We start from the raw sequence: 20332 nt of genomic DNA on the forward strand, positions 1-20332 counted from the left end.
GGTAAGATGAACATAGCTCATAACGAATCCTCCGTTGAATGTGGTGTGGTAGCTTTATTCTACACGAGGTCGTTATGGGTTTTTTTGTGTTTTCTCCTAGGTGTTGCACTTAATATTACAATTCGTCATTTAGAAACAACAAAGACCCCTTCTGCCGGAGCCGTCTGGGGTCTTTACTGTGCGATTTGTTTATAAAATTCGATTTTTTCATGCTGTCCTTCTTCTACTGCACGGAAGAACTCAGCGAAAAATTCATACAAGACTGTCCGTTCCTCATACGTCGGACCGGCTTGGCGGATGACAGAGAATGCAAGATTTCTTAGTTGTCGTTTTGTTCTCCGTCGTTCCGGTAAATCTTGAAACTGGTCGATGAACGCGCGATAGACCGTTGCAATCAAGGCTTCATGTCCTTCGAAATATGTTTTGTCCATTGAATCCTTCCTTTCTTTTTCCCTTATTATTTACGAATCCCCTTTGCTAAAGGTTTCACCTAAAGTGAGGTTTCTCACAAATAATATAAGACCAACTATAACAAGGATTAAATAATGATTCAACTCCGAAAATATTAAGATTCAATAACAAATTGTAAACGAATGATGGGATTCCGTTAGAGCGATTGAAAAATCGACCGCTTCCCGAATTTTTGCGGGAAATCGGTCGATTTTGGAATTCCGTCGGTTACTCGGAAACTTGTGTATCGATGTGTTGGAACGTTTTGACGTCGAACAATCCACTATCCGTCAACTTCAAGTTCGGAATGACGGGAAGACAGAGGAACGACATCGTCAAATACGGATTAAATGAACGGTCCGCCTCTAATCGATCCAAGGCATCGTTGAGTTTCTCTAACGTATCTCCGACTTCTTGGAACGGTCGACTGGTCATCAATCCAGCAATCTCCAGTGGAAGCTCTGCTAAAACCTCTTCTCTATCGACGGCAATCACCCCTCCCCCTGCTTTGACGAGGCGTTCTGCAGCCAGTTTCATTTCTGCATCCGTCACTCCGACGACAACGAGGTTATGTGAATCATGGGCGACGGTCGCAGCAATTGCCCCCCGCTTCATTTTGAATCCACGGACGATTCCGACTGCCGAGAAGTCTGTTCCGTTATGCCGTTCAATGACAGCAATCTTCAACAAATCTTGTTCCGGATCTTGAATGAATTTCCCATCAACAAGCGGAACATCTAAAACGAGGTGATCCGTGACGATGCTTTTCGGAATGATTCCAATCACGTTTGCTTTCGGATGCGCAAGCGGGAGTTCGAACACGGCATCCGTGATCGGTTTCGTATTCAATTCGCCCCGTAAGTTCGCTGGGACAGTGATTTTCGGAGATGAAACAATCGTTTTCCCCTCTTGCGCGACGCGTTCTCCTTTGACGAACACCTCACTGATTGTGACCTGGTCCGCATCTGTCAATAAGACAAAATCAGCACGACGTCCGGGGACGATTGCTCCACGGTCATTCAACTGATACGCATTTGCTGCATGGAGTGATGCCATCGCATATGCCGTTTCCCGCTTAATGCCATGCTCAATTGCATAACGAATGTTATAGTCAATCGTTCCTTCACGTAACGTATCATCTAAATGCTTATCATCGGTACAAAATAAGAAACGACTGGCATTGCTTTCCGTCACTGCCTGAAGGACTTCTTTTAAGTTCCGCGCGGCCGACCCTTCACGAACTTCGACGTAAAGCCCTCTTCGTGCACGGACGATTGCGTCGTCTTTTGTGACTGCTTCATGATCTGTCCGGATGCCGGCAACCCCGTAGATATTGACTTCTCGTGCACCGAGTCCCGCTGCATGACCATCAACGAGTTTCCCTGCTGCCTCAATCTGCTCAATTTTTTTCAACATGTCCGTATCGGCACGTTCGACTGCCGGGTAATCCATCACTTCCCCTAAGCCATGGACACCAGGATGGTTGACGAACGGTGCTAAGTCCGAAGCATCTAACGACGCTCCAGCATGCTCGAACGATGTCGCGGGGACACAGCTCGGTAACATCATCCGAACGTCAAGACGAAGCTGTTCTGCGTCATCTAACATGAACTGGAGACCATCCGCACCTTTGACGTTAGCGATTTCGTGCGGATCAGCGATCACCGTCGTTACGCCAAGCGGCAAGATGGCCTGTTCATATTCACTTGGTGTCACCATCGAAGATTCGATATGGACATGTCCATCGATGAAACTCGGTGCGATATATTGATCCGTCCCATCGATCGTCCGTTCCCCTTCATAGCCGTCCCCGACAGCTGCGATGTAGCCTGAATCGACTGCGACATCTGCATGATAGGTTTCACGAGTCATCACATCGATGACTTGAATGTTCTTATAGACGATTGCCGCTTTCTGTTTTTTTGCCGCAATCGCGATAAGTCGTGCCCGAACTGTAGTATCCATCCTATTGCCTCCTAATAATGACCGGTATTTTTACCATCTTACAATTAGATTGTAAGCAGTTGCAATTTATTTTTCGGCAGTTCAAGATAAAAGAGAACATTATGAAACGAAAGTGAGGGCAATTGTTTATGAAATACCGCGTCGGAAACTTAATTCCAAAGGTCGACCCAAGCGTATATATCGCAGACGGTGCAAAAGTCATCGGTGAAGTCGAGATTGGAAAAGACTCAAGCGTCTGGTTCAATACCGTCATCCGTGGTGATGAAGGACTGATCTCAATCGGGGAACGGGTCAACATTCAAGATGGTTCGATGATTCATCAATATGAAGAGTATTCGACGATCATCGAGGACGATGTCACGATTGGACACATGGCGATGATTCATGGGGGAATCATTCGCAAAGGGGCATTGATCGGCATGTCCGCAACGATTTTAGATGAAGCAGAAATCGGGACCGGTTCGTTCGTTGCTGCAGGTAGCCTCGTCCCGCCAAAGATGGTCGTTCCACCGAATTCACTTGTCATGGGTGTTCCGGCAAAAGTCATTCGTGAAATCAATGATCACGACCGGTTCATCATGGAGCGGACGGTCAAAAAATATATCAAACGTGGACAACAGTATGCGGAAAGTTGCACGCCATTGTCTGAAGATATGACAACCTTGTGAAAACGTTTACAAAGTTCACCTGTTTTTAACATTTCTCCTCTTCTTTGTTTACATGTTCCCCTTACACTAAAGGTGTAGTACATGAATCGAAATTGAGGGGGATGCAACATGATTCCATTATTCGAAGAACGATTGATGTCGGATTTATTTTCATCGACGAACAACCCGAGTTACGGTCTTCCTACATTACCAGAATATGAAACAGATTGGTTGACAATGGAAGTTAAAGAGCGTATCGTTAACGATGCCGAGCAAAAATCTTTCAGTTCAGCACTAACTCAACTAAGAGAGGAAGAACGTGTATGATTCAGCAAAACACTGTTCGCGCTTGGCTCGCTAATCGAATCAAAAAATAATGATCTTATTTTCCAAAACGATATAGCGCGTCAGCGCGCATATAAAGAGCCGAAGCGGATTCCCGCCTCGGCTCTATTTTTGTTATTTTTTAATCATGCCTTCTTCAATCAAGAATTCACGCGCGACATCTTCAGGACGTTCCTTCTCGACATCCGCCTTATAGTTCAATTCTTGCATTTTTTCATCCGTAATTTTATCTTTTAATAAATTAAGGACTTCTTTTAGTTCTGGGTGTTCCTCCAGTGTTTCTTGACGAACGATTGGAACTGCATAATACGGTGGGAAAAATTCTTTATCATCTTCGAGGACCGTCAAATCAAATTTCTTCAATAGTCCATCTGTCGAGAAACTATCGATGACGTTCGTTTTACCATTCGTCAATGCCGTATAACGGAGTCCGCCATCAACGGGTTGAACATCTTTAAACTTCATGTCTGGGTATTTTTTCTTCAACCCAAGGTACCCATCTTCACGGTTCGCGAACTCAATCGTCGAACCAAGAATCAACCGGTTACTGACGGCAGACATATCGGAAACTGTTTTTAAGTCATACTTCTCGACATCTTCTTTTGTCATCGCTAACGCATAGGTGTTATTAAAACCGATTGGGTCAAGGACATCGACCTGACTTTTCGCCGGAATCATTTTTTGTACTTTCGCATAGACCGCTTCCGGATCGGTTTCAACGCCTTGTTTCAGGACATCAATCAAAAGCGTTCCAGTGTATTCGACGTACGCATCAATTTCACCGGTCTCGAGCGCACCGTAGGCGACTTTTGTTCCACCAAGGTTTAATTGGCGCTCAACTTCTAAATCTGTTTTATCTTCGATTAAATCAGCTAACATATTCCCTAAAATCAATTGTTCCGTAAAGTTTTTTGAACCGATGACGATTTTATCCGGCTTCAAAAACGAATATGCAACGGTTCCAGCAATTAATAGAACAACGATACTTGCGATGGCGATTTTTTTAGCAGCAGACATCGCTTGACGACGTTTACGTTTCCGGTTTTTAACACGACCGTCAGCAAGCGGAATGCCGTTCGGCGCAACCGAGTACTCAATCCGACTGACAATGAAGTCAATCGCAAGTGCTAAAATACCAGCTGGAATCGCACCAGCGAGAATCTGGTTGTTATCTACCGTTTGAATCCCAGAGAAGACAAGATATCCGAGTCCACCGGCACCGATGAAAGCAGAAATCGTCATTAATCCGACCGCTGTTACAGCGGAAATCCGAATCCCTGCCATCATGATTGGTAAGGCGAGCGGAATTTGGACTTTCCCTAGAATCTGACGTTCTGTCAAACCAATCCCTTTTGCCGCTTCAAGCATATCTCCCGGAATACTCGAGAGACCCGTATACGTGTTTTTAACGATTGGTAATAAAGAATAAAGGACGACCATGATGATTGCGGGTGTCGAACCAATCCCGATGAACGGAATCAAGAAACCAAGCAAAGCAAGGCTCGGTACCGCTTGAACGACGCTCGTCAAGGCGAGAACGGGTTTTGCGAATCGTTGATACCGGGTAATCAAAATCCCGATTGGAATCCCTAACACGACGGCGATGACGACGGCAAACACGGTTAATTGTAAATGTTCGAGTAATAGATTTAAAATTTGATCGGTATTATTTGTTACATAATCAAAAAAACCACTCATTGCACTTCCTCCTCCTGAATGAACTGCTCACTCAAGACGGAAAGCAAGCTACTTCGTGTAATCAAGCCGCGTAGTTGGCCGGCTTTGTTCGTAACAGGTAAGTACCCTGTCTCTTCGTGGTTCATCACTTCTAATACATCGAGCAATGAATCCTGTTCATCAACGGCGACGAGTTCGCCTTCCATGATTTCTTCGATGCGTTGACTTTTATCTGAAACGGTTTGGATATTTTTTAGTTTGACGATTCCTTGCAGTATCCGGTCACGGTCCGTAATCAACAGACTATCGACTTTACGTCCACGCATGATTTCAATTCCTTGCAGTAACGTCCGTTTCCCACTGATTGAAACGGGATCCTCAATCATGATATCTTCTGCTTTGATAAAGGCAGGACTACTCCAAATTTTATTTTTACCGATAAACGATTCGACATATTCATCTTTCGGGTGACGTAAAATTTCTTCCGGTGTATCGAATTGAACAATTTCCCCATCACGCATGATACAAATCCGATCGGCTAACTTAATCGCTTCATCCATATCATGGGTGACGAACACAATCGTTTTTTTCACTTCTTCTTGGAGGTTAAATAATTCTTCTTGAAGGTCATTACGGGTAACGGGGTCTAACGCACTAAACGGTTCATCCATCAAAATGACATCTGGGTCATTCATCAAGGCGCGGGCAAAACCAACGCGCTGTTGTTGTCCACCACTCAGTTCACTCGGGTAACGATCAATGAATTGGTTCGGGTCGAGCCCGACCATTTGTAGTAACTCTTCCGTCCGGAGGTCCATCTGGTCATGATCTTTTCCTTCCAGACCGGCAATCAATTGAATATTTTCACGGACCGTCATATGTGGGAACAATCCAGTCTGTTGAATGACATATCCCATATGACGTCTCAGTTCAATCGTATCTGTCTTCATGATGTCTTTTCCGTTGACTAAAATCGTTCCTGAAGACGGTTCAATCAAACGATTAATCATCTTAAGTGACGTTGTTTTCCCACAGCCACTCGGACCGATGAACACAACGAGTTCGCCTTCTTTGATTTCTAGCGTTAAGCCTTTTAAGACAACATTGTCCTTAAACTGCTTCCCGACATTTTTAAATTCGATCATCCATACTTCACTCCTTTTATTATTTCCATATATTATCATTTCCCTAATGTTTTCAAATTCAAACAATTTTTTTCGTTTTTTTGTTTCATTTCTTAAATAAAGGGGAAAATAATAGGTTTTTTTATTAAAAAAGGGTAATCCTAAGTAGAGAGATGCCCGCTGAGTCAGCTGACTGAAAGGGAGGGAATCACGATGGGGAAAACATGGCTTCGACTTCTAATCGTTTTGCTACTTCTGTTCATTCCATTGTCTAGTTATCAATCACCAGTCGAAGCGGCTAGCTCGACGTTTGTCACGAAAGGCTCGACGACGAGTAAAGTGGTCGCATTGACGTTTGATGACGGGTCCGATGGGACAAATATCGCTAAAATTCTGAGTATCTTAAAAAGTAACAACGTCAAAGCAACCTTCTTCCTGACCGGTGTTGGTGCTGCGAATCACCCACAATCGATTAAAAATATCGCAATTACAACACCGACACACCAAATCGGAAATCACTCTTACAGTCACCCCGATTTCACGACTCTAACTGCCAGTCAAATGACAAGTGAATTGACACGAACCGAAAGTCAGATTAACGCATTAACCGGTCGGACGACAAAACCTATTTTTCGTGCCCCATTCGGTGCAAGCAACAGTGCTGTCTTAGCAGCCGTCGGTAATGCCGGTTACACGAAAACGATTCAATGGAACATCGATACGACAGACTGGAAAGGGATTAGTTCCACTGCGATTTTAAACCGTGTCATCCCAAATATCGTACCAGGATCAATCATTTTAATGCATACGGGTGCTGGTGCATCCGGTACGACGACCGCCCTTCCTTCGATGATTTCGCAACTCAAAGCAAAGGGATATACGTTCGTCACTATTTCTGAACTACTACAGCTTCCTTCATCTGGTGGAAAAACGTATACGGTCAAGTCAGGCGACACATTGTATAAAATCGCAAACCTTTATAATGTCTCTGTTACAGCTCTCGCTAAAGCAAACAATATTACCAATCTCAATCTAATTTCGGTCGGTCAAGTCTTGACGATTCCTGGTACGTCGACAACACCTCCACCAACCTCAACGACTTCTTATACCGTCAAAAGTGGGGATACGCTCTATTCTATCGCTCGGAAGTACGACGTTTCCGTCAGTGCACTCGCTTCGGCAAACAACATCACCAACCTCAATTTGATTTCGGTCGGACAAGTGTTGAAAATTCCCGGTACGTCAACAACACCTCCACCGACTGTGACTTCCTACACCGTCAAAAGCGGGGATACGCTTTATGCGATTGCCAGTAAGTACAATGTAACGGTCAGTTCACTCGCAGCAGCGAATAAGATTACGAATATCAATTTGATTTCGGCCGGACAACTATTGATCATCCCTTCAAAATAAAACGTTTAAGGGAATAAACTTATTTTCTGCAAACTAAACAACAAGCCTTCCGTGTCCAGTTCGACACGGAAGGCTTGTTGTTTATTAAGAGCGTATGTTTTCTAGATTGAGGTCACATGCGACAAGATCCGCATACGTTTGTCGCCGGACGACTTCACGCGTTTCCCCTTGATTAACGAAGATGACGGCAGGACGCAGAAATTGATTATAGTTACTCGCCATCGAGAAATTATAGGCACCCGTTCCGAAGACAGCAAGCGTATCACCGCTTGCCGGTTCTGCCAATTGCGCTTTTTCTGCGACTAAATCACCTGATTCGCAAGCTGCTCCGACGACTGTCACCTCACGAAGCGTTCCTGTCATGCGGCTTGCGATGACTGTTTCGTAGACTGCACCGTACAGGGCAGGACGGATATTGTCTGCCATACCCCCGTCGACAGACAAATACGTTCGGACTCCTTGCACTTCTTTAATCGCCCCGACCGTATAAAGCGTCGTGCCTGCATTCGCGACGACCCATCGTCCTGGTTCAATCCCGATCCGCGGGCGTTCGATCCCGAGGCGTGTCGACTCTTCTTCAATGATCGTCATGACCTGCTCCATCGTTTGTTCAAAATTTAGCGGGACGTCATCTTTCGTATAGGCGATCCCGAACCCACCGCCGATATTTACTTCGCTTGCCGTAAATTCCGTTTCCTGACGAATCGTTTCGACGAACCCCATCATCGTCCGCGCTGTCCGCTCAAACAAAGTCAAATCTTGAATTTGTGATCCGACGTGACAATGAATACCGAGCAGGACAAGATGTTCCGACGCGAGAATTGCGCGAACGGCTTCCAGATACGAGTCGTCATGGGTCGAGAATCCGAATTTCGTATCGACGCCACCTGTTTGGATTTTCGTATGGGCTCCACCGATGACTTGGGGAACGATACGGATTAATACATTCACCGTCTGACAAGCATCCGCGGCAATTTGTTCAAGTTGCGCAATCTCACCGTAATGATCGATGACGATTTTCCCGACCCCTTCTTCGACGGCATACTTCAAGTCCTGCGTCGATTTGTTCGAACCATGGAAATAAATACGTTCTGCCGGTACGCCCGCTTGACGCGCGATGTAAAGTTCGCCACCCGTCACGACATCGATTCCGAGTCCGTGCCGTACGACTTGCTGATAGACAGCACCAATCGTCAACGCTTTTGAGGCAAATGAAGCATACGTATTCGGATACTTCGTTAAGAAACTATCACGTACGGTCGCTAAACGGTCTGTCAGTTCACGCTCCGCCATCACATAAAGGGGTGTTCCATATTGTGCTGCTAAGTCTGTCGCTGCGACACCATCGATTTGAAGTGTGTTGTCTTGTTCCGTTAAATACGAGCTTCCGTACATAAATAGTTCCTCCTTATAGATAACGGTGTTCCAGCCGCCAAGACCGGGCACACATTTGCTCCGAATTATTTGCCGTACCCGTCCGTGTGATGTCATCGATTTCAATTCCGTCTCCATATAGGACGACTTCATCCCCGACCTCAACCGTCGAATCGACGGCGACGAACGTATGACTCATGAATAATTTACTAATGATTGAATACGGTTTCCCGTGAATCAACACAGGCAACGCCGATCGCCCCCGGACTACCCCATCGCCATAGCCGACAGGTAAGACGGCGACACGAAGTGGTTGTTCCGTCGTATATGACGTCCCGTACCCGACGTGTTCACCTGCCGCCACTTCACGGATTTCGACGACTTCTGTCATCATCCGTAATGATGGGACTAACCAGTCCATCTTTTCGATTGGTGAATAGCCGAATAAAAAGATACCGGGACGGACATAGTTGCAAAAGGCGAGTCGTTCGTCATGTTTGACGATCGTTGCGCTATTTTCAGCATGCACATACGTAAATGTATGCTGCTCTCGTATGACGTTCGCAATCGCTAAGAAACGCTCGACTTGTCCATCATGGTCCGCTCCCGGCTCGTCAGCAAGTGGGAAGTGTGTGTAAAGACCTGTCAAACGGAGTTGTTGCTCCTGCACCACTTCAAGCACTGCCTGTGCTTCTTCGAGTGAACTGACACCAAAACGATTCATCCCGACATTGACCTTTAAATGGAGTTCGATGTTCGAGAGGTCTGCTTGATGATGCTTCAACCAATCCACCGATGGGATTCCAAGTGCGATGTCATAGTCCCGGACCGCCTCGAACTGAGTCGCCGGATTCATCGCTAAGACATAACTGTCTGGAAAATTCGTTTTAATTTCAATTGCCTCATAGACTTCAGCAACCGCAAAATGACGCACGCCTGCTTCCATCAATGTCCCGACCATTTCAAGCATTCCTAAGTTATAAGCATTGTTCTTCACCACGGCGAAAATCTGTTTTTGTGACCGGGCGAAAACCGATGCGACATTTTGTCGCACCGCTTCCCGATCGATTGTGACGCGTGTCCGTGTATTCATTCAGCTACCGCTGGTGTGACGTGTGTCAACCAGTCCGCATATTGTGGAAGTTGTCCTGAGACCGCTTGTCGGTAAAGCTCGAGCAATTCATCCGCGACAGCCCGTGTTCCGCCGTTGATTGTAATATGGTCGATTTCACCAACACTCGTGATTTCTGCCGCCGTCCCTGTTAAGAAGATTTCGTCTGCGACATACAGTTCGTCACGCCCGATATGGCGTTCGACGACTGGGTACCCTTGATCTTGCGCGAGGCGCATGATGACTTGGCGCGTGATGCCGTCAAGGACAGAACAGTCGAGTGACGGCGTGTAGATTGTCCCGTTTTTCAACATGAATAAGTTCGCGACGCTCGCCTCACTGACATTACCGTTCATATCAAGAGCAATCGCCTCGTCAAATCCATCACGAAGGGCTTCGCCTTTTAAAAGTTGTGAGTTCATATAGTTGGCAGCAGCTTTTGCCTGCATCGGCATCATCGTTGACGATACCCGACGATAAGAAGCGACTTTCGCACGAATGCCGACACCTTTATCGAAGTACTCACCAAGTTCCCAGCACGAGATTCCGACGTGGACCGTCGTATCTTTTGCCATCAAGGCTTGCCACGGTGTTCCGAGGAAAACGAATGGACGAATGTAACAAGACTCAAAGCCATTTTTCGCAACGAGATCAATCGTCGCTTGGACAAGTTCTTCCACTGTATATGGAATCGTGACGTGATAGAACGCGCAACTCCGGAACAGACGTTCGATGTGTTCCGTCAATTGGAAAATTGCCGGACCGTCAGGCGTCGCGTAGGCACGAATCCCTTCGAAAAATCCGCTTCCGTAATGAATCGCGTGTGACATGACGCTCGTATTCGCTTCTTTTGGATCATGAAAAATCCCGTCTAACCAAATCGCTTCACCATACTGTGTATCCACTGCCATGTGTTTTCCTCCTCTTCGACGTCAATCAGAGTGAACGTAAATCATCCACTAATTGCGTCTTCTCTGCTGTTTTTTCGTCTTTCTGTTTGATGACGCGTGCTGGCATACCAGCGACGACGCTACCTGCAGGGACGTCTTCTGTGACGACACTGCCTGCTGCGACAACCGCATCTTTCCCGACGCGGACACCTTCTAAGATGACGGCATTCGCTCCGATCAAGACACCGTCTTCGATGATGACCGGTGTTTTTGAAGGTGGCTCAAGGACACCTGCAACCACGGCACCTGCGCCGACATGAACGTTTTTCCCGATTGTCCCACGTGCTCCGACGACGGCATTCATATCAATCATTGTACCATCTCCGATCGATGCACCGATATTGATGATTGCCCCCATCATGATGACGGCGTTATCGCCGATGACGACATGGTCGCGAATCCATGAACCCGGCTCGATACGCGCGTTCAAATGACGTGTATCAAGCATCGGTACAGCACTGTTCCGACGGTCATATTCGACGTGGACGTCCGTGATCTGGTCTGAGTACTTTTCTAAGAAAGTCGCAGCAAGTCCTGCATCGGCAAAGAAAATTTTTGACTCATCTGATCCGAAAGCAGTCGCCCCTTCAATCGTCAAGCCCGCTAAATCGCCGTTGACGTAAAGTTTGACCGGTGTTTGTTTTTTAGCATCTTTAATGAATTTCGCGATTTCGTAAGCATCAGTTAATAACATGTGAATCCTCCTGTGAGTAGAGCGTCTCTAATGTGTAGAGTCCCGCCGATTTTTGAATGAGTGCTTCGGCTGCTTTAATCGCACCTGAAGCAAATACTTTTTTTGATAACGCTGTGTGCTTGATTTCAATCAATTCATCGACCCCGGCGAACAACACTTCATGTTCACCGAAAATCGTTCCGCCACGCATCGAGTGCATCCCGATTTCAGAAACTTGGCGTTTCTCCCGTGTCGATTCACGTTCGTAGACCGGCTGGACGTCACGGAGTTCTTGAATCGTCCGCAACAAGAGTTCTGCCGTCCCACTCGGTGCATCGACTTTTTGATTATGGTGTTTTTCTAACAGCTCGATGTCAAACGAACTCGCGAGTGGTACGAGCACCTGTAGCAGTTGCTGCATCATCGCGATCCCGAACGACATGTTGTACGACTGAAAAATCGGAATCTCGGTCGAAGCGTCTTTAATCGTTTGTAACTCGGCTGCAGAAAACCCGGTCGTCGCGATGACGAGCGGTGTTTTCGTTTTGAGACCATACGCCAGTAAATCTGGTAGTAAGCTTGGGTGCGAGAAGTCGATGATTGCATCCACTTCTTCCGTCAACTCAGACACGGTTTGATACGACGGCACTTTTTCTGCTGACTTCGTCCGATCGATGACAGCAACGACTTCAGATGGTGCCAATTCCTCAACATAGTGCCCCGTCGCACCATATCCATGAATGGCAAGCTTCATCGAACCACTCCTTTATAGGCATGCATCGTCTCGAGCAAGTGTGCATGTCCGGCTTCCGATTGGCGAACGAGCGGCAAGCGTGGTGCACCAACTGCAAAACCAAGCTCCTCGAGCGCTGCTTTGACCGGAATCGGGTTGACGTCACTAAAGATGGCGGCGATGACCGACATTAAATCACTTTGGATGCGACGTGCCGTCGTTAAATCGTTCGCGAGCATCGCTTCTGCAAGCGCTTGTGTTTCTGCCGGATAGGGGTTCGATAAGACCGAAATAACCCCTTGTGCTCCCCACGCCATGTATGGCAAGATTTGATCGTCATTCCCACAGTAGACGGCGAACCCGTCCGGAAGTGCCGTCATCAATTCACCCATGAAGCTGACGTCACCGCTCGCTTCCTTGAATGCTTGAATGTTCGGGTGTTTTGCGAGTGTTACGGCTGTCTCAACTGCGATTGCGACGCCTGTCCGTGAAGGGACGTTGTATAACATGATCGGGAGTTCGACAGCATCTGCGACCGCTGTGAAGTGAGCAACCAAACCTGCTTGCGACGTTTTATTGTAATACGGTGTCACGAGCATCGCCGCGTCAGCTCCGAGGCGCTGCGCTGTTTTCGTTTTTTCGATTGTCTGTGCTGTGTTGTTCGTTCCCGTTCCGGCAATGACCGGAACACGGCCTGCCGTTACACGAACGGCCGTCTCAAGTAATGTCTCGAATTCTTCACTCGAAAGCGTCGATCCTTCCCCTGTCGTCCCAGCGACGACAAGCGCCTGAATATTGGCTGCAAGCTGTTGTTCAATCAGTTGTTCGAAAACGACTAAATCGAGTTCCCCTGCTGTATTGAATGGTGTCGCTAGGGCCGTTCCTGCTCCTTTGAACATGTTAAATTCCTCCTTGGATTATGAAGAATGGATGGCATTTTCTAAAGCGTGACGTGCAACTTGGACTGCATTTGAAGCTGCACCTTTTCGAATGTTATCGGCGACACACCACAGATGGAATGTATTCGCGAGACTGTTGTCTTGGCGAATCCGTCCGACGTATACGTCGTCCGTTTCATTCGCATCAAGCGGCATTGGGTACTGATTTTGTGAAACATCATCGACCAGTACGACACCGGGCGTGTCAGCAAGTGCCGTACGAATCGCTTCGACCGTCGTCTCGTCTGAAAACGTCACGTTGATCGCGACCGAATGCGAATTTGTAACGGGGACACGGACACATGTCGCACTGACCGGTAAGTTCGGTTGGTTAAAAATCTTCCGTGTCTCGTCAATCATTTTTTGTTCTTCTTTCGTGTACCCATCGTCTAAGAAAACATCGATATGTGGCAAGATATTATCATGAATCGGATGTGGATAGTTGACCGGTTCTTCGCCGCGGCTGCCGCGTGCCAAGTCCTCGATTCCTTTTTGACCAGAACCCGAGACCGCTTGATAGGTTGTATAGGTGATCCGCTCAAAACCTAAGTGTTTAAGTGGGGCAAGGGCGACGACGGATTGAATCGTCGAACAGTTCGGATTGGCAATCAGTCGGTTGGTGCTGCTAACCGCTTCCGGATTGACTTCCGGCACGACGAGTGGGATATCCGCCTGCATTCGGAAGGCACTTGAATTGTCGACGACCAGCGTGCCTGATGCAGCAAGTAATGGCGCATACTGTTCACTGATAGCTCCACCGGCTGCGAATAATGCGACATCGATACCGTGATGGATGATGTCTTCCGATAAAGCTGTAATCGTCACGTCCATTCCATTAAACGAAACGACTTTTCCTGCTGATCGTTCTGAAGCGTAAGCCGACAGTTGACCGACTGGAAAATCGAGTTCCTTCAAAACTTGTAACATTTTTTGTCCGACGGCGCCTGTCGCACCGATGACTGCTACGTGATACATGTTCATTCCTCCTTACAGGCTGAACGCATCCGCAATGGCTGCGACTGTCCGTTCGATATCTGCCTGGGCGATTGTATAAGAAATACTGATTTCTGATGTCGTGACTTGATAAAATGTAATGTTCTCCGCGCGGAACGTCGCAAATAATTTTGACGCGACGCCCGTTGCGTCACGCATTCCGATGCCGACGACCGATAACTTGGCATGCTCGTTATGACGATCGACTTTAACGGTCGGAAAACGGTCGATGATATCCTTCAGCGCCTCTTCGAGAAATTCCTCTTCGTCGAGTGGACACGAGAACGAAAGGAACACATCGCTATCGAACGTCGTTTGACTGATCATGTCGATGTTGACATGACGGTTTGATAATAATTCAAAGATGTCGGCAACCGCTGCGTTCGTTTGTGGGACGTGTTTAATCGAAACCGTTAAAACGTTTTTCGTTACACTGACGCTCGTGACTGCTTTTTGTTCCATCGTTTCCGTTGCCTCCATGATCCAAGTCCCTCTTTCCGATTCAAGTGTTTTCCCAACAAAGATATGCACGCCGTATTTTTTCCCGAGTTCGACACTTCGCATCTCCATGACTTTCGAGCCGAGTGCACTCATTTCCATCATCTCATCGTATGAAATGTGTGGAATCGGCTGTGCTGCTTGATGAATCCGCGGGTCCGCTGTATAGACACCATCCACATCCGTATAAATTTCACAGCGTTTGTCGAGAACTGCTGCTAAAGCGACCGCCGTCGTGTCTGATCCGCCACGCCCAAGCGTTGTGACATCCCCGAGTTCATTCACCCCTTGGAATCCGGCGACGATGACAACGTCATACGTGTCGAGTTTTTTTCGAAGTAAGTTTCCGTCAATTTGTTTGATCTTGCTTTTCGTATGGACCCCCATCGTGCTGATTCCTGCCTGTGCACCTGTTTGTGATAAGGATTTAACGCCTACGGAATTCAAGGCGATGCTGAGTAACGAAATCGTTTGTTCTTCCCCGATCGCAAGCAGCCTGTCCAATTCTCGGCGCTCCGGTCGATCGGTAATCGCTTGTGCTTGTGCAATCAATGAATCGGTCATCTTGCCCATCGCCGAGACGACGACGACAAGCTTTTCCCCTTGTTCTGTTCGATTCTTCAAATAATTCGCAATTGACTGAATCTGTTCGACAGTCGCGACCGAGCTACCACCAAATTTAAGTACAGTTGTCACAATCCTATCTCCTTTGTCCCGAAACAGAAAAAAACGACGGGCCGGTAGGAGCGTTCCTACGGCCCGTCGTTATCACGATCGGACAAACGAAGACAAAGTCTATCGTTCTTTTACGTAAGATAGCGCTCCGAAACATGGGTTTCGGCAGTACAACGGATCTTAACCGTTGTACCAGCAAATGAGAAGAAGCATCTTCCTCGTTCACTTCGGCGGATTTCCCCTTTCACATCACTTGGCATGCTTGCCTTGATAAGTGTTGCTACTGATGTCATCCGCGCCTCTATCTGTCGGTTGTTAGTTACAGTTATAGCAAACATCTTTTGTTAAATCCAGTCATTTGCTAAAATTTTTTCATTTTTCCGTTAATCTGTTAGTTTCGACTTTGCTTGAGCGAGTTGTACGGAAACGGCAGCAAAGCCGGTTCCACCATAGCTACCGCGTCGTGCGACAGCCTGGACAGGATCGAGAAGCGGATAAACATCTTCCGCGATGACGGAATGGAACGTCTGGTACGTTTCAAGTGTCAAATCTTTTAAGAAACAATTCGTCTGGACACAATGGAGAACCGCTTTTCCAACGATTTCATGTGCTTCACGGAAAGGGATGCCTTTTGTGACAAGATAATCTGCGAGTTCCGTTGCATTCGAGAAGTCTTGCATTGTCGCCTTCTTGAGCGCTTCTGTCTTAAACGTAGCGGATTCGAGCATGCCTGTGAAGATTTGAACCGATTGTAAAACCGTGTCTGCTGTATCAAAGACACCCTCTTTATCTTCTTGCATGTCTTTATTGTAAGCGAGCGGTAACGCCTTCATCGTCGTCAAGAACCCCATCAGGTTTCCATAGACACGTCCTGTTTTACCACGAATTAATTCAGCGAAATCCGGATTTTTCTTTTGTGGCATCATGCTAGAGCCTGTCGAAAACGCATCTGATAATTCGATGAATGAAAATTCTTGCGATGCCCAGATGATGATTTCTTCACAAAAACGTGAGAGGTGCATCATGACCGTCGAAGCAATACCAAGGTATTCAATGACGAAGTCACGGTCCGATACAGCATCCAGACTATTCGGATAGACGTGCTCAAATCCGAGCAGTTCCGCTGACTTGAACCGGTCAATCGGGAATGTCGTCCCGGCGAGTGCCCCTGCACCGAGCGGCGAAATCCGAATCCGTTTCAAATTATCCGTCAGTCGATCTACGTCACGGTCGAACATCCAAAAATACGCGAGTAGATGATGCGCAAGTGAAATCGGCTGTGCCCGCTGTAAGTGGGTATACCCCGGCATGACGGTCTCGACGTGTACATCCGCCTGTTCCGTAATGACCGTCTGCAAGTTGCGTAGGCTTTCGATTAAATTAAGCACATGTTGTTCCATCCATAAATGTAAATCCGTTGCGACTTGGTCGTTCCGACTTCTCGCCGTATGCAACTTCCCTGCGACCGGTCCGATTTGTTCCGTCAGCAAGCGTTCGAGATTCATGTGGATGTCTTCATCTGCAAGCGAATAGACATGTTGTCCAATCGTGTCCTGTAATGTGTTGAGACCCGCTTCGATTTTTTTCCATTCCGCTTCTTCTAAGATGCCTTGTTGATACAACATGTTGGCATGGGCGAGACTTCCTTCTATATCAACTGCCGCAAGCTTTTGGTCGAATGAAATCGATGCCCCAAACGCTTCAGCCTGAGCGGAAGCCCCTTCCGTAAACCGTCCGCCCCACAGTTTCGTCATTTTGTCACGCCTTCCTGCCGATGAACACTTGCGTGTGTCGCAATCGCAAGACCATGCAATTTAATGAATCCTTTCGCTGCTTCATGATCGAAGGCATCTTCTTTCGTATATGTCGCAAGCTTCTCATCATAAAGTGACACCGGTGACTGACGTCCTGTGACCGTCGCATTGCCTTTATAGAGTTTGACCCGTACTTCGCCCGTGACGTCTTGTTGTGTCGCTTTCAAAAATGCTTTCAGACCTTTCGTTAACGGTGCATGGAATAACCCATTATAGATGGTTTCTGCATATTGTTGACTTAAAATCGGTTTGAAGTGCGCGACGTCTTTCGTCAATGTGATGGTTTCGAGTGCGGCATGGGCTTTTAGCAAGACCGTTGCACCTGGGCATTCATAGACTTCCCGTGATTTGATCCCGACGAGACGGTTCTCGACGTGGTCAATCCGTCCGACACCATGTGCCCCAGCGATGATGTTGAGTTCTGTAATCAACTTCGCCAGTGGATAGACTGTTCCGTTGATTGAAGTCGGAACACCTGCTTCAAAACCGATGATGACTTCTTCTGCCTGATCCGGTGCGTCTTCCGGTGCGACCGTCAGTGCGTATGCATCTTGTGGTGGTTCTGTCCAAGGGTTTTCAAGGACACCACATTCGTTACTCCGTCCCCAAAGGTTCATATCAATCGAGTACGGGCTGTCGAGATTGATTGGGATCGGGACGTTGTTGTCTTTCGCATACGCGATTTCCTCTTCACGTGACCATTTCCACTCCCGGACCGGCGCGATGACTTCAAGTGAAGGATCAAGTGCTGCGACCGAAACTTCAAACCGGACTTGGTCATTTCCTTTTCCCGTACAACCGTGTGCAACGGCCGTCGCGCCATGTTGATGGGCCACTTCGACGAGTTTTTCAGCGATCAACGGGCGAGACAGTGCCGAAATCAGTGGATACGCACCTTCGTAGTGAGCACCGTATTGAAGTGCTGGTAAGACGAAGTCATTCGCAAACTCTTCTTTTACATCAAGAACGATCGATTCAACGGCTCCGACGAGCAACGCTTTTTCTTTGATGACGGTCAAATCTTTCCCTTCACCGACGTCCATACATAAAGCGACGACATCATAATCCTTGCTCAACCATTTGATCGCTACCGATGTATCAAGTCCCCCAGAGTACGCTAAAATCAATTTTTGTTTCGTCATTATTAATTCCTCCCTGATTTCGAATTCATCTTTCTGTATAAAAATTCATTATGAATTATATATATACATAGACTTCAAAAAAAAGAAACCCTTTTTTAAGGATTTCTTTTAATAAATTCATTAAATTTTCTTTTCCATCGTCCGGTGCGGAATGCCGGCATCGTCAAATTCGTCCGACATGATGTTATAACCTAAGCCTTGGTAAAAGGGAATCGCTTGCACTTGGGCACCAAGCGTCAAGATGCTTCTTCCTTCCCGACGTGCTATACGTTCCATCGCCCGCATCAGTTCACCACCATAGCCTTTTCCGCGTGTCGCAGCCAGCGTCGCGACACGTTCGACCTTCATCCGCTGATCGTCGTACGGACGTGTCCGTCCTGTCGCGACAGGACGGTTTTGTTCGTCAAGGACAAGCAAGTGAATCGCTGTTTCATCATGGGTATCATATTCAAGATTCCGTGGAACGCCTTGTTCTTCGACGAAGACACGCTCCCGAATCATTCGGACGGCTTGATGCTGTTCTGCTGTTTTTACTTGAATCACTGTCATTTCGATTGTTCCTCCTTCATCCGTTCTATGTATGCCATTGCATCATCACGCGTCAAAAACATCGCTTGCGCGACATGCTCGCTTCCGCCACCTCGTCCATTAAATGTCTTCAAGTGGGTTTTGGCGAATTTTCCAAAATGTATTGAACTTGCCCCTTGCATCAACAATTTTTTAGCGGGTTCATTCCAAACTAAACCGACCCGGTCCGCTGTCGCAATCGCTTTGACCATTTTTTCAGAGAACGACACGTGTTGTTCTGCATGGTTCACGAAAATCCAGTCGTCCGATGACGCAAGTAGTTGTGTCAGTTCCGCTTTGATATGAGCATCTTGGACTAATTCGACTGCACGGTTCAAACGAACGACATCTTGCTTCAATTCTTCAACTGCTTGGGCAACACGCTCTTTTTTTGCAGATAGCGCTTGTGCCGTTTCACGTAAGACGCGTTGATTCGCAGCTAACAAGTCAAACGCCCGATCCTTCGCGACGTACATCAAACGAATATTTCCGCGGATCCGCTCTTGCCCTGTCAAGACAATCAATTCTAAATCAGCTGTCGATTCAAGGTGTGTTCCTCCGCAGGCACTATAATCCAGTTCACCGATTTGGACGACACGGATTTTGCCCGTCACTTGGGGTGTTTTCCGTAACGGAAGGGCGAGCGCTGCTGCTTCATCGTATTCAGTTGCCGTAATCGGTAGCGCAGAAGTGATGACTTGACGCAGTCGTTTTTCAAGACGCGTTTGTAACGCAGCAGTCCATTCATCCGTTTCAATGTCGAGCGTCGATTCTTCAGACCCTGTCCGAAAACTTAACGTCTTGATATTGAATTCATCTTGTAAAATCGCCGAGATGACATGTTGCGCCGTATGTTGCGCCGCATGATCCGTCCGGACGACGTCATCAACAAGGCCTGTCACTGAACCTTCGATCGGTTGATCGATTTGATGCCACACGATGCCGTCTGTTAGTTGAACATCATGCACCACAAGTCCGTTTAATGTCCCGCGGTCTGCCGGCTGACCACCGCTCTCCGGGTAAAAGTAACTTTCGTCGAGTGCAACCCAGTATCCCTGCTCTTGTTTAATTTGCGTCACATGTGTCACGAACTTCCGGACCGCAGGATAAATTTGCTCCAGTCGCATGTATACCCCACCTTTCTCAATCTATTCATTTGCTATTATGCCATATTTCGCCTAGTATCGTTTGTCGACTTGTTCATTTCCTAGTACACTAGACGAAAGACTATCGACCGCGAAGG

19 protein-coding genes and 1 riboswitch are annotated in these 20332 nt (G+C 47.2%); of the genes, 3 read left to right on the plus strand and 16 right to left on the minus strand.

The genetic code is table 11. The features are described 5' to 3' along the window. Positions 1-173: 173 nt before the first annotated feature. Together KNQ04_RS13830 and ade are read right to left on the minus strand one after the other, a co-directional pair. Positions 174-431 carry a hypothetical protein gene (locus KNQ04_RS13830; RefSeq protein ID WP_214851467.1) on the minus strand — a complete coding sequence of 86 codons (258 nt, stop codon included), beginning with the start codon at positions 429-431 and terminating at the stop codon, positions 174-176. Between the two features lie 247 nt (positions 432-678). Then, positions 679-2415, minus strand: a complete 1737-nt coding sequence (gene ade / locus KNQ04_RS13835) for an adenine deaminase (protein ID WP_214851469.1) — start codon at positions 2413-2415, stop codon at positions 679-681. A gap of 128 nt (positions 2416-2543) precedes the next feature. Here ade and KNQ04_RS13840 point away from each other — a divergent pair, with 128 nt between their 5' ends. Together KNQ04_RS13840 and KNQ04_RS13845 are read left to right on the plus strand one after the other, a co-directional pair. Next, complete coding sequence (locus KNQ04_RS13840; protein WP_214851470.1) at positions 2544-3083, plus strand: gamma carbonic anhydrase family protein; 540 nt, start codon at positions 2544-2546, stop codon at positions 3081-3083. Positions 3084-3191: 108 nt separating this feature from the next. Continuing rightward, positions 3192-3389, plus strand: coding sequence for a hypothetical protein (locus KNQ04_RS13845; protein ID WP_214851471.1), 198 nt, complete (start codon positions 3192-3194; stop codon positions 3387-3389). Positions 3390-3521: 132 nt separating this feature from the next. Here the strand turns inward: KNQ04_RS13845 and KNQ04_RS13850 are convergent, their stop codons facing one another. Beyond that, positions 3522-5105, minus strand: coding sequence for an ABC transporter permease/substrate-binding protein (locus KNQ04_RS13850; protein WP_214851472.1), 1584 nt, complete (start codon positions 5103-5105; stop codon positions 3522-3524). Then, a complete protein-coding gene (locus KNQ04_RS13855; protein WP_214851473.1) occupies positions 5102-6229 on the minus strand; it encodes an ABC transporter ATP-binding protein in 1128 nt (375 codons plus the stop codon). Before KNQ04_RS13855 ends, KNQ04_RS13850 begins: the two co-directional genes overlap by 4 nt. A gap of 192 nt (positions 6230-6421) precedes the next feature. On the opposite strand from KNQ04_RS13855, the gene KNQ04_RS13860 reads away from it, so the two are divergent. Beyond that, complete coding sequence (locus KNQ04_RS13860) at positions 6422-7621, plus strand: LysM peptidoglycan-binding domain-containing protein (protein WP_214851474.1); 1200 nt, start codon at positions 6422-6424, stop codon at positions 7619-7621. Between the two features lie 84 nt (positions 7622-7705). On the opposite strand, the gene lysA is transcribed toward KNQ04_RS13860, so the two are convergent. From lysA to KNQ04_RS13920, 12 genes are all read right to left on the minus strand, one after another. Continuing rightward, positions 7706-9016, minus strand: a complete 1311-nt coding sequence (gene lysA, locus KNQ04_RS13865) for a diaminopimelate decarboxylase (RefSeq protein WP_214851477.1) — start codon at positions 9014-9016, stop codon at positions 7706-7708. 13 nt (positions 9017-9029) lie between these two features. After that, positions 9030-10088 carry an alanine racemase gene (alr, locus tag KNQ04_RS13870; protein ID WP_214851479.1) on the minus strand — a complete coding sequence of 353 codons (1059 nt, stop codon included), beginning with the start codon at positions 10086-10088 and terminating at the stop codon, positions 9030-9032. After that, positions 10085-11017, minus strand: coding sequence for a branched-chain amino acid transaminase (locus KNQ04_RS13875; protein ID WP_214851481.1), 933 nt, complete (start codon positions 11015-11017; stop codon positions 10085-10087). The genes alr and KNQ04_RS13875 overlap by 4 nt, the downstream gene beginning before the upstream one ends. Positions 11018-11042: 25 nt before the next feature. Then, entirely contained in the window at positions 11043-11750 is a 708-nt protein-coding gene (gene dapD / locus KNQ04_RS13880) for a 2,3,4,5-tetrahydropyridine-2,6-dicarboxylate N-acetyltransferase (RefSeq protein WP_214851483.1), read from the minus strand. Further along, on the minus strand, positions 11737-12483 hold the full coding sequence (dapB, locus tag KNQ04_RS13885) for a 4-hydroxy-tetrahydrodipicolinate reductase (RefSeq protein ID WP_214851485.1): 747 nt from the start codon (positions 12481-12483) through the stop codon (positions 11737-11739). Before dapB ends, dapD begins: the two co-directional genes overlap by 14 nt. Next, a complete protein-coding gene (dapA, locus tag KNQ04_RS13890; protein WP_214851487.1) occupies positions 12480-13361 on the minus strand; it encodes a 4-hydroxy-tetrahydrodipicolinate synthase in 882 nt (293 codons plus the stop codon). The genes dapB and dapA overlap by 4 nt, the downstream gene beginning before the upstream one ends. Positions 13362-13379: 18 nt before the next feature. Next, positions 13380-14375, minus strand: a complete 996-nt coding sequence (locus tag KNQ04_RS13895) for an aspartate-semialdehyde dehydrogenase (protein ID WP_214851488.1) — start codon at positions 14373-14375, stop codon at positions 13380-13382. A gap of 12 nt (positions 14376-14387) precedes the next feature. Then, a complete protein-coding gene (locus tag KNQ04_RS13900; RefSeq protein WP_214851489.1) occupies positions 14388-15587 on the minus strand; it encodes an aspartate kinase in 1200 nt (399 codons plus the stop codon). 112 nt (positions 15588-15699) lie between these two features. Then, positions 15700-15878, minus strand: a riboswitch (Lysine riboswitch). A gap of 71 nt (positions 15879-15949) precedes the next feature. Then, the gene (gene argH / locus KNQ04_RS13905; protein ID WP_214851490.1) at positions 15950-17320 is read right to left on the minus strand and encodes an argininosuccinate lyase; all 1371 of its coding nucleotides are present in this window, start codon (positions 17318-17320) and stop codon (positions 15950-15952) included. Then, positions 17317-18522: an argininosuccinate synthase gene (locus KNQ04_RS13910; RefSeq protein WP_214851491.1), complete on the minus strand. Its 1206-nt coding sequence runs from the start codon at positions 18520-18522 to the stop codon at positions 17317-17319. The genes argH and KNQ04_RS13910 overlap by 4 nt, the downstream gene beginning before the upstream one ends. Positions 18523-18642: 120 nt before the next feature. Continuing rightward, on the minus strand, positions 18643-19071 hold the full coding sequence (locus KNQ04_RS13915; protein WP_214851492.1) for a GNAT family N-acetyltransferase: 429 nt from the start codon (positions 19069-19071) through the stop codon (positions 18643-18645). After that, a complete protein-coding gene (locus KNQ04_RS13920) occupies positions 19068-20216 on the minus strand; it encodes an alanine--tRNA ligase-related protein (RefSeq protein WP_214851493.1) in 1149 nt (382 codons plus the stop codon). Before KNQ04_RS13920 ends, KNQ04_RS13915 begins: the two co-directional genes overlap by 4 nt. Positions 20217-20332: the final 116 nt, after the last annotated feature.

This window comes from Exiguobacterium sp. s193 (assembly GCF_018618755.1).
GTDB lineage: Bacteria > Bacillota > Bacilli > Exiguobacteriales > Exiguobacteriaceae > Exiguobacterium_A.

Bases quoted from the DNA above. Each gene is read 5' to 3' on its own strand.
- KNQ04_RS13845 (WP_214851471.1), top strand. From the start codon at position 3,192: ATGATTCCATTATTCGAAGAACGATTGATGTCGGATTTATTTTCATCG.
- dapA (WP_214851487.1), bottom strand. From the start codon at position 13,361: ATGTTCAAAGGAGCAGGAACGGCCCTAGCGACACCATTCAATACAGCA.
- dapB (WP_214851485.1), bottom strand. From the start codon at position 12,483: ATGAAGCTTGCCATTCATGGATATGGTGCGACGGGGCACTATGTTGAG.
- KNQ04_RS13860 (WP_214851474.1), top strand. From the start codon at position 6,422: ATGGGGAAAACATGGCTTCGACTTCTAATCGTTTTGCTACTTCTGTTC.
- KNQ04_RS13895 (WP_214851488.1), bottom strand. From the start codon at position 14,375: ATGTATCACGTAGCAGTCATCGGTGCGACAGGCGCCGTCGGACAAAAA.
- KNQ04_RS13850 (WP_214851472.1), bottom strand. From the start codon at position 5,105: ATGAGTGGTTTTTTTGATTATGTAACAAATAATACCGATCAAATTTTA.
- KNQ04_RS13920 (WP_214851493.1), bottom strand. From the start codon at position 20,216: ATGCGACTGGAGCAAATTTATCCTGCGGTCCGGAAGTTCGTGACACAT.
- lysA (WP_214851477.1), bottom strand. From the start codon at position 9,016: ATGTACGGAAGCTCGTATTTAACGGAACAAGACAACACACTTCAAATC.
- KNQ04_RS13830 (WP_214851467.1), bottom strand. From the start codon at position 431: ATGGACAAAACATATTTCGAAGGACATGAAGCCTTGATTGCAACGGTC.
- KNQ04_RS13840 (WP_214851470.1), top strand. From the start codon at position 2,544: ATGAAATACCGCGTCGGAAACTTAATTCCAAAGGTCGACCCAAGCGTA.
- KNQ04_RS13915 (WP_214851492.1), bottom strand. From the start codon at position 19,071: ATGACAGTGATTCAAGTAAAAACAGCAGAACAGCATCAAGCCGTCCGA.
- dapD (WP_214851483.1), bottom strand. From the start codon at position 11,750: ATGTTATTAACTGATGCTTACGAAATCGCGAAATTCATTAAAGATGCT.
- KNQ04_RS13875 (WP_214851481.1), bottom strand. From the start codon at position 11,017: ATGGCAGTGGATACACAGTATGGTGAAGCGATTTGGTTAGACGGGATT.
- argH (WP_214851490.1), bottom strand. From the start codon at position 17,320: ATGACGAAACTGTGGGGCGGACGGTTTACGGAAGGGGCTTCCGCTCAG.
- KNQ04_RS13855 (WP_214851473.1), bottom strand. From the start codon at position 6,229: ATGATCGAATTTAAAAATGTCGGGAAGCAGTTTAAGGACAATGTTGTC.
- alr (WP_214851479.1), bottom strand. From the start codon at position 10,088: ATGAATACACGGACACGCGTCACAATCGATCGGGAAGCGGTGCGACAA.
- ade (WP_214851469.1), bottom strand. From the start codon at position 2,415: ATGGATACTACAGTTCGGGCACGACTTATCGCGATTGCGGCAAAAAAA.
- KNQ04_RS13910 (WP_214851491.1), bottom strand. From the start codon at position 18,522: ATGACGAAACAAAAATTGATTTTAGCGTACTCTGGGGGACTTGATACA.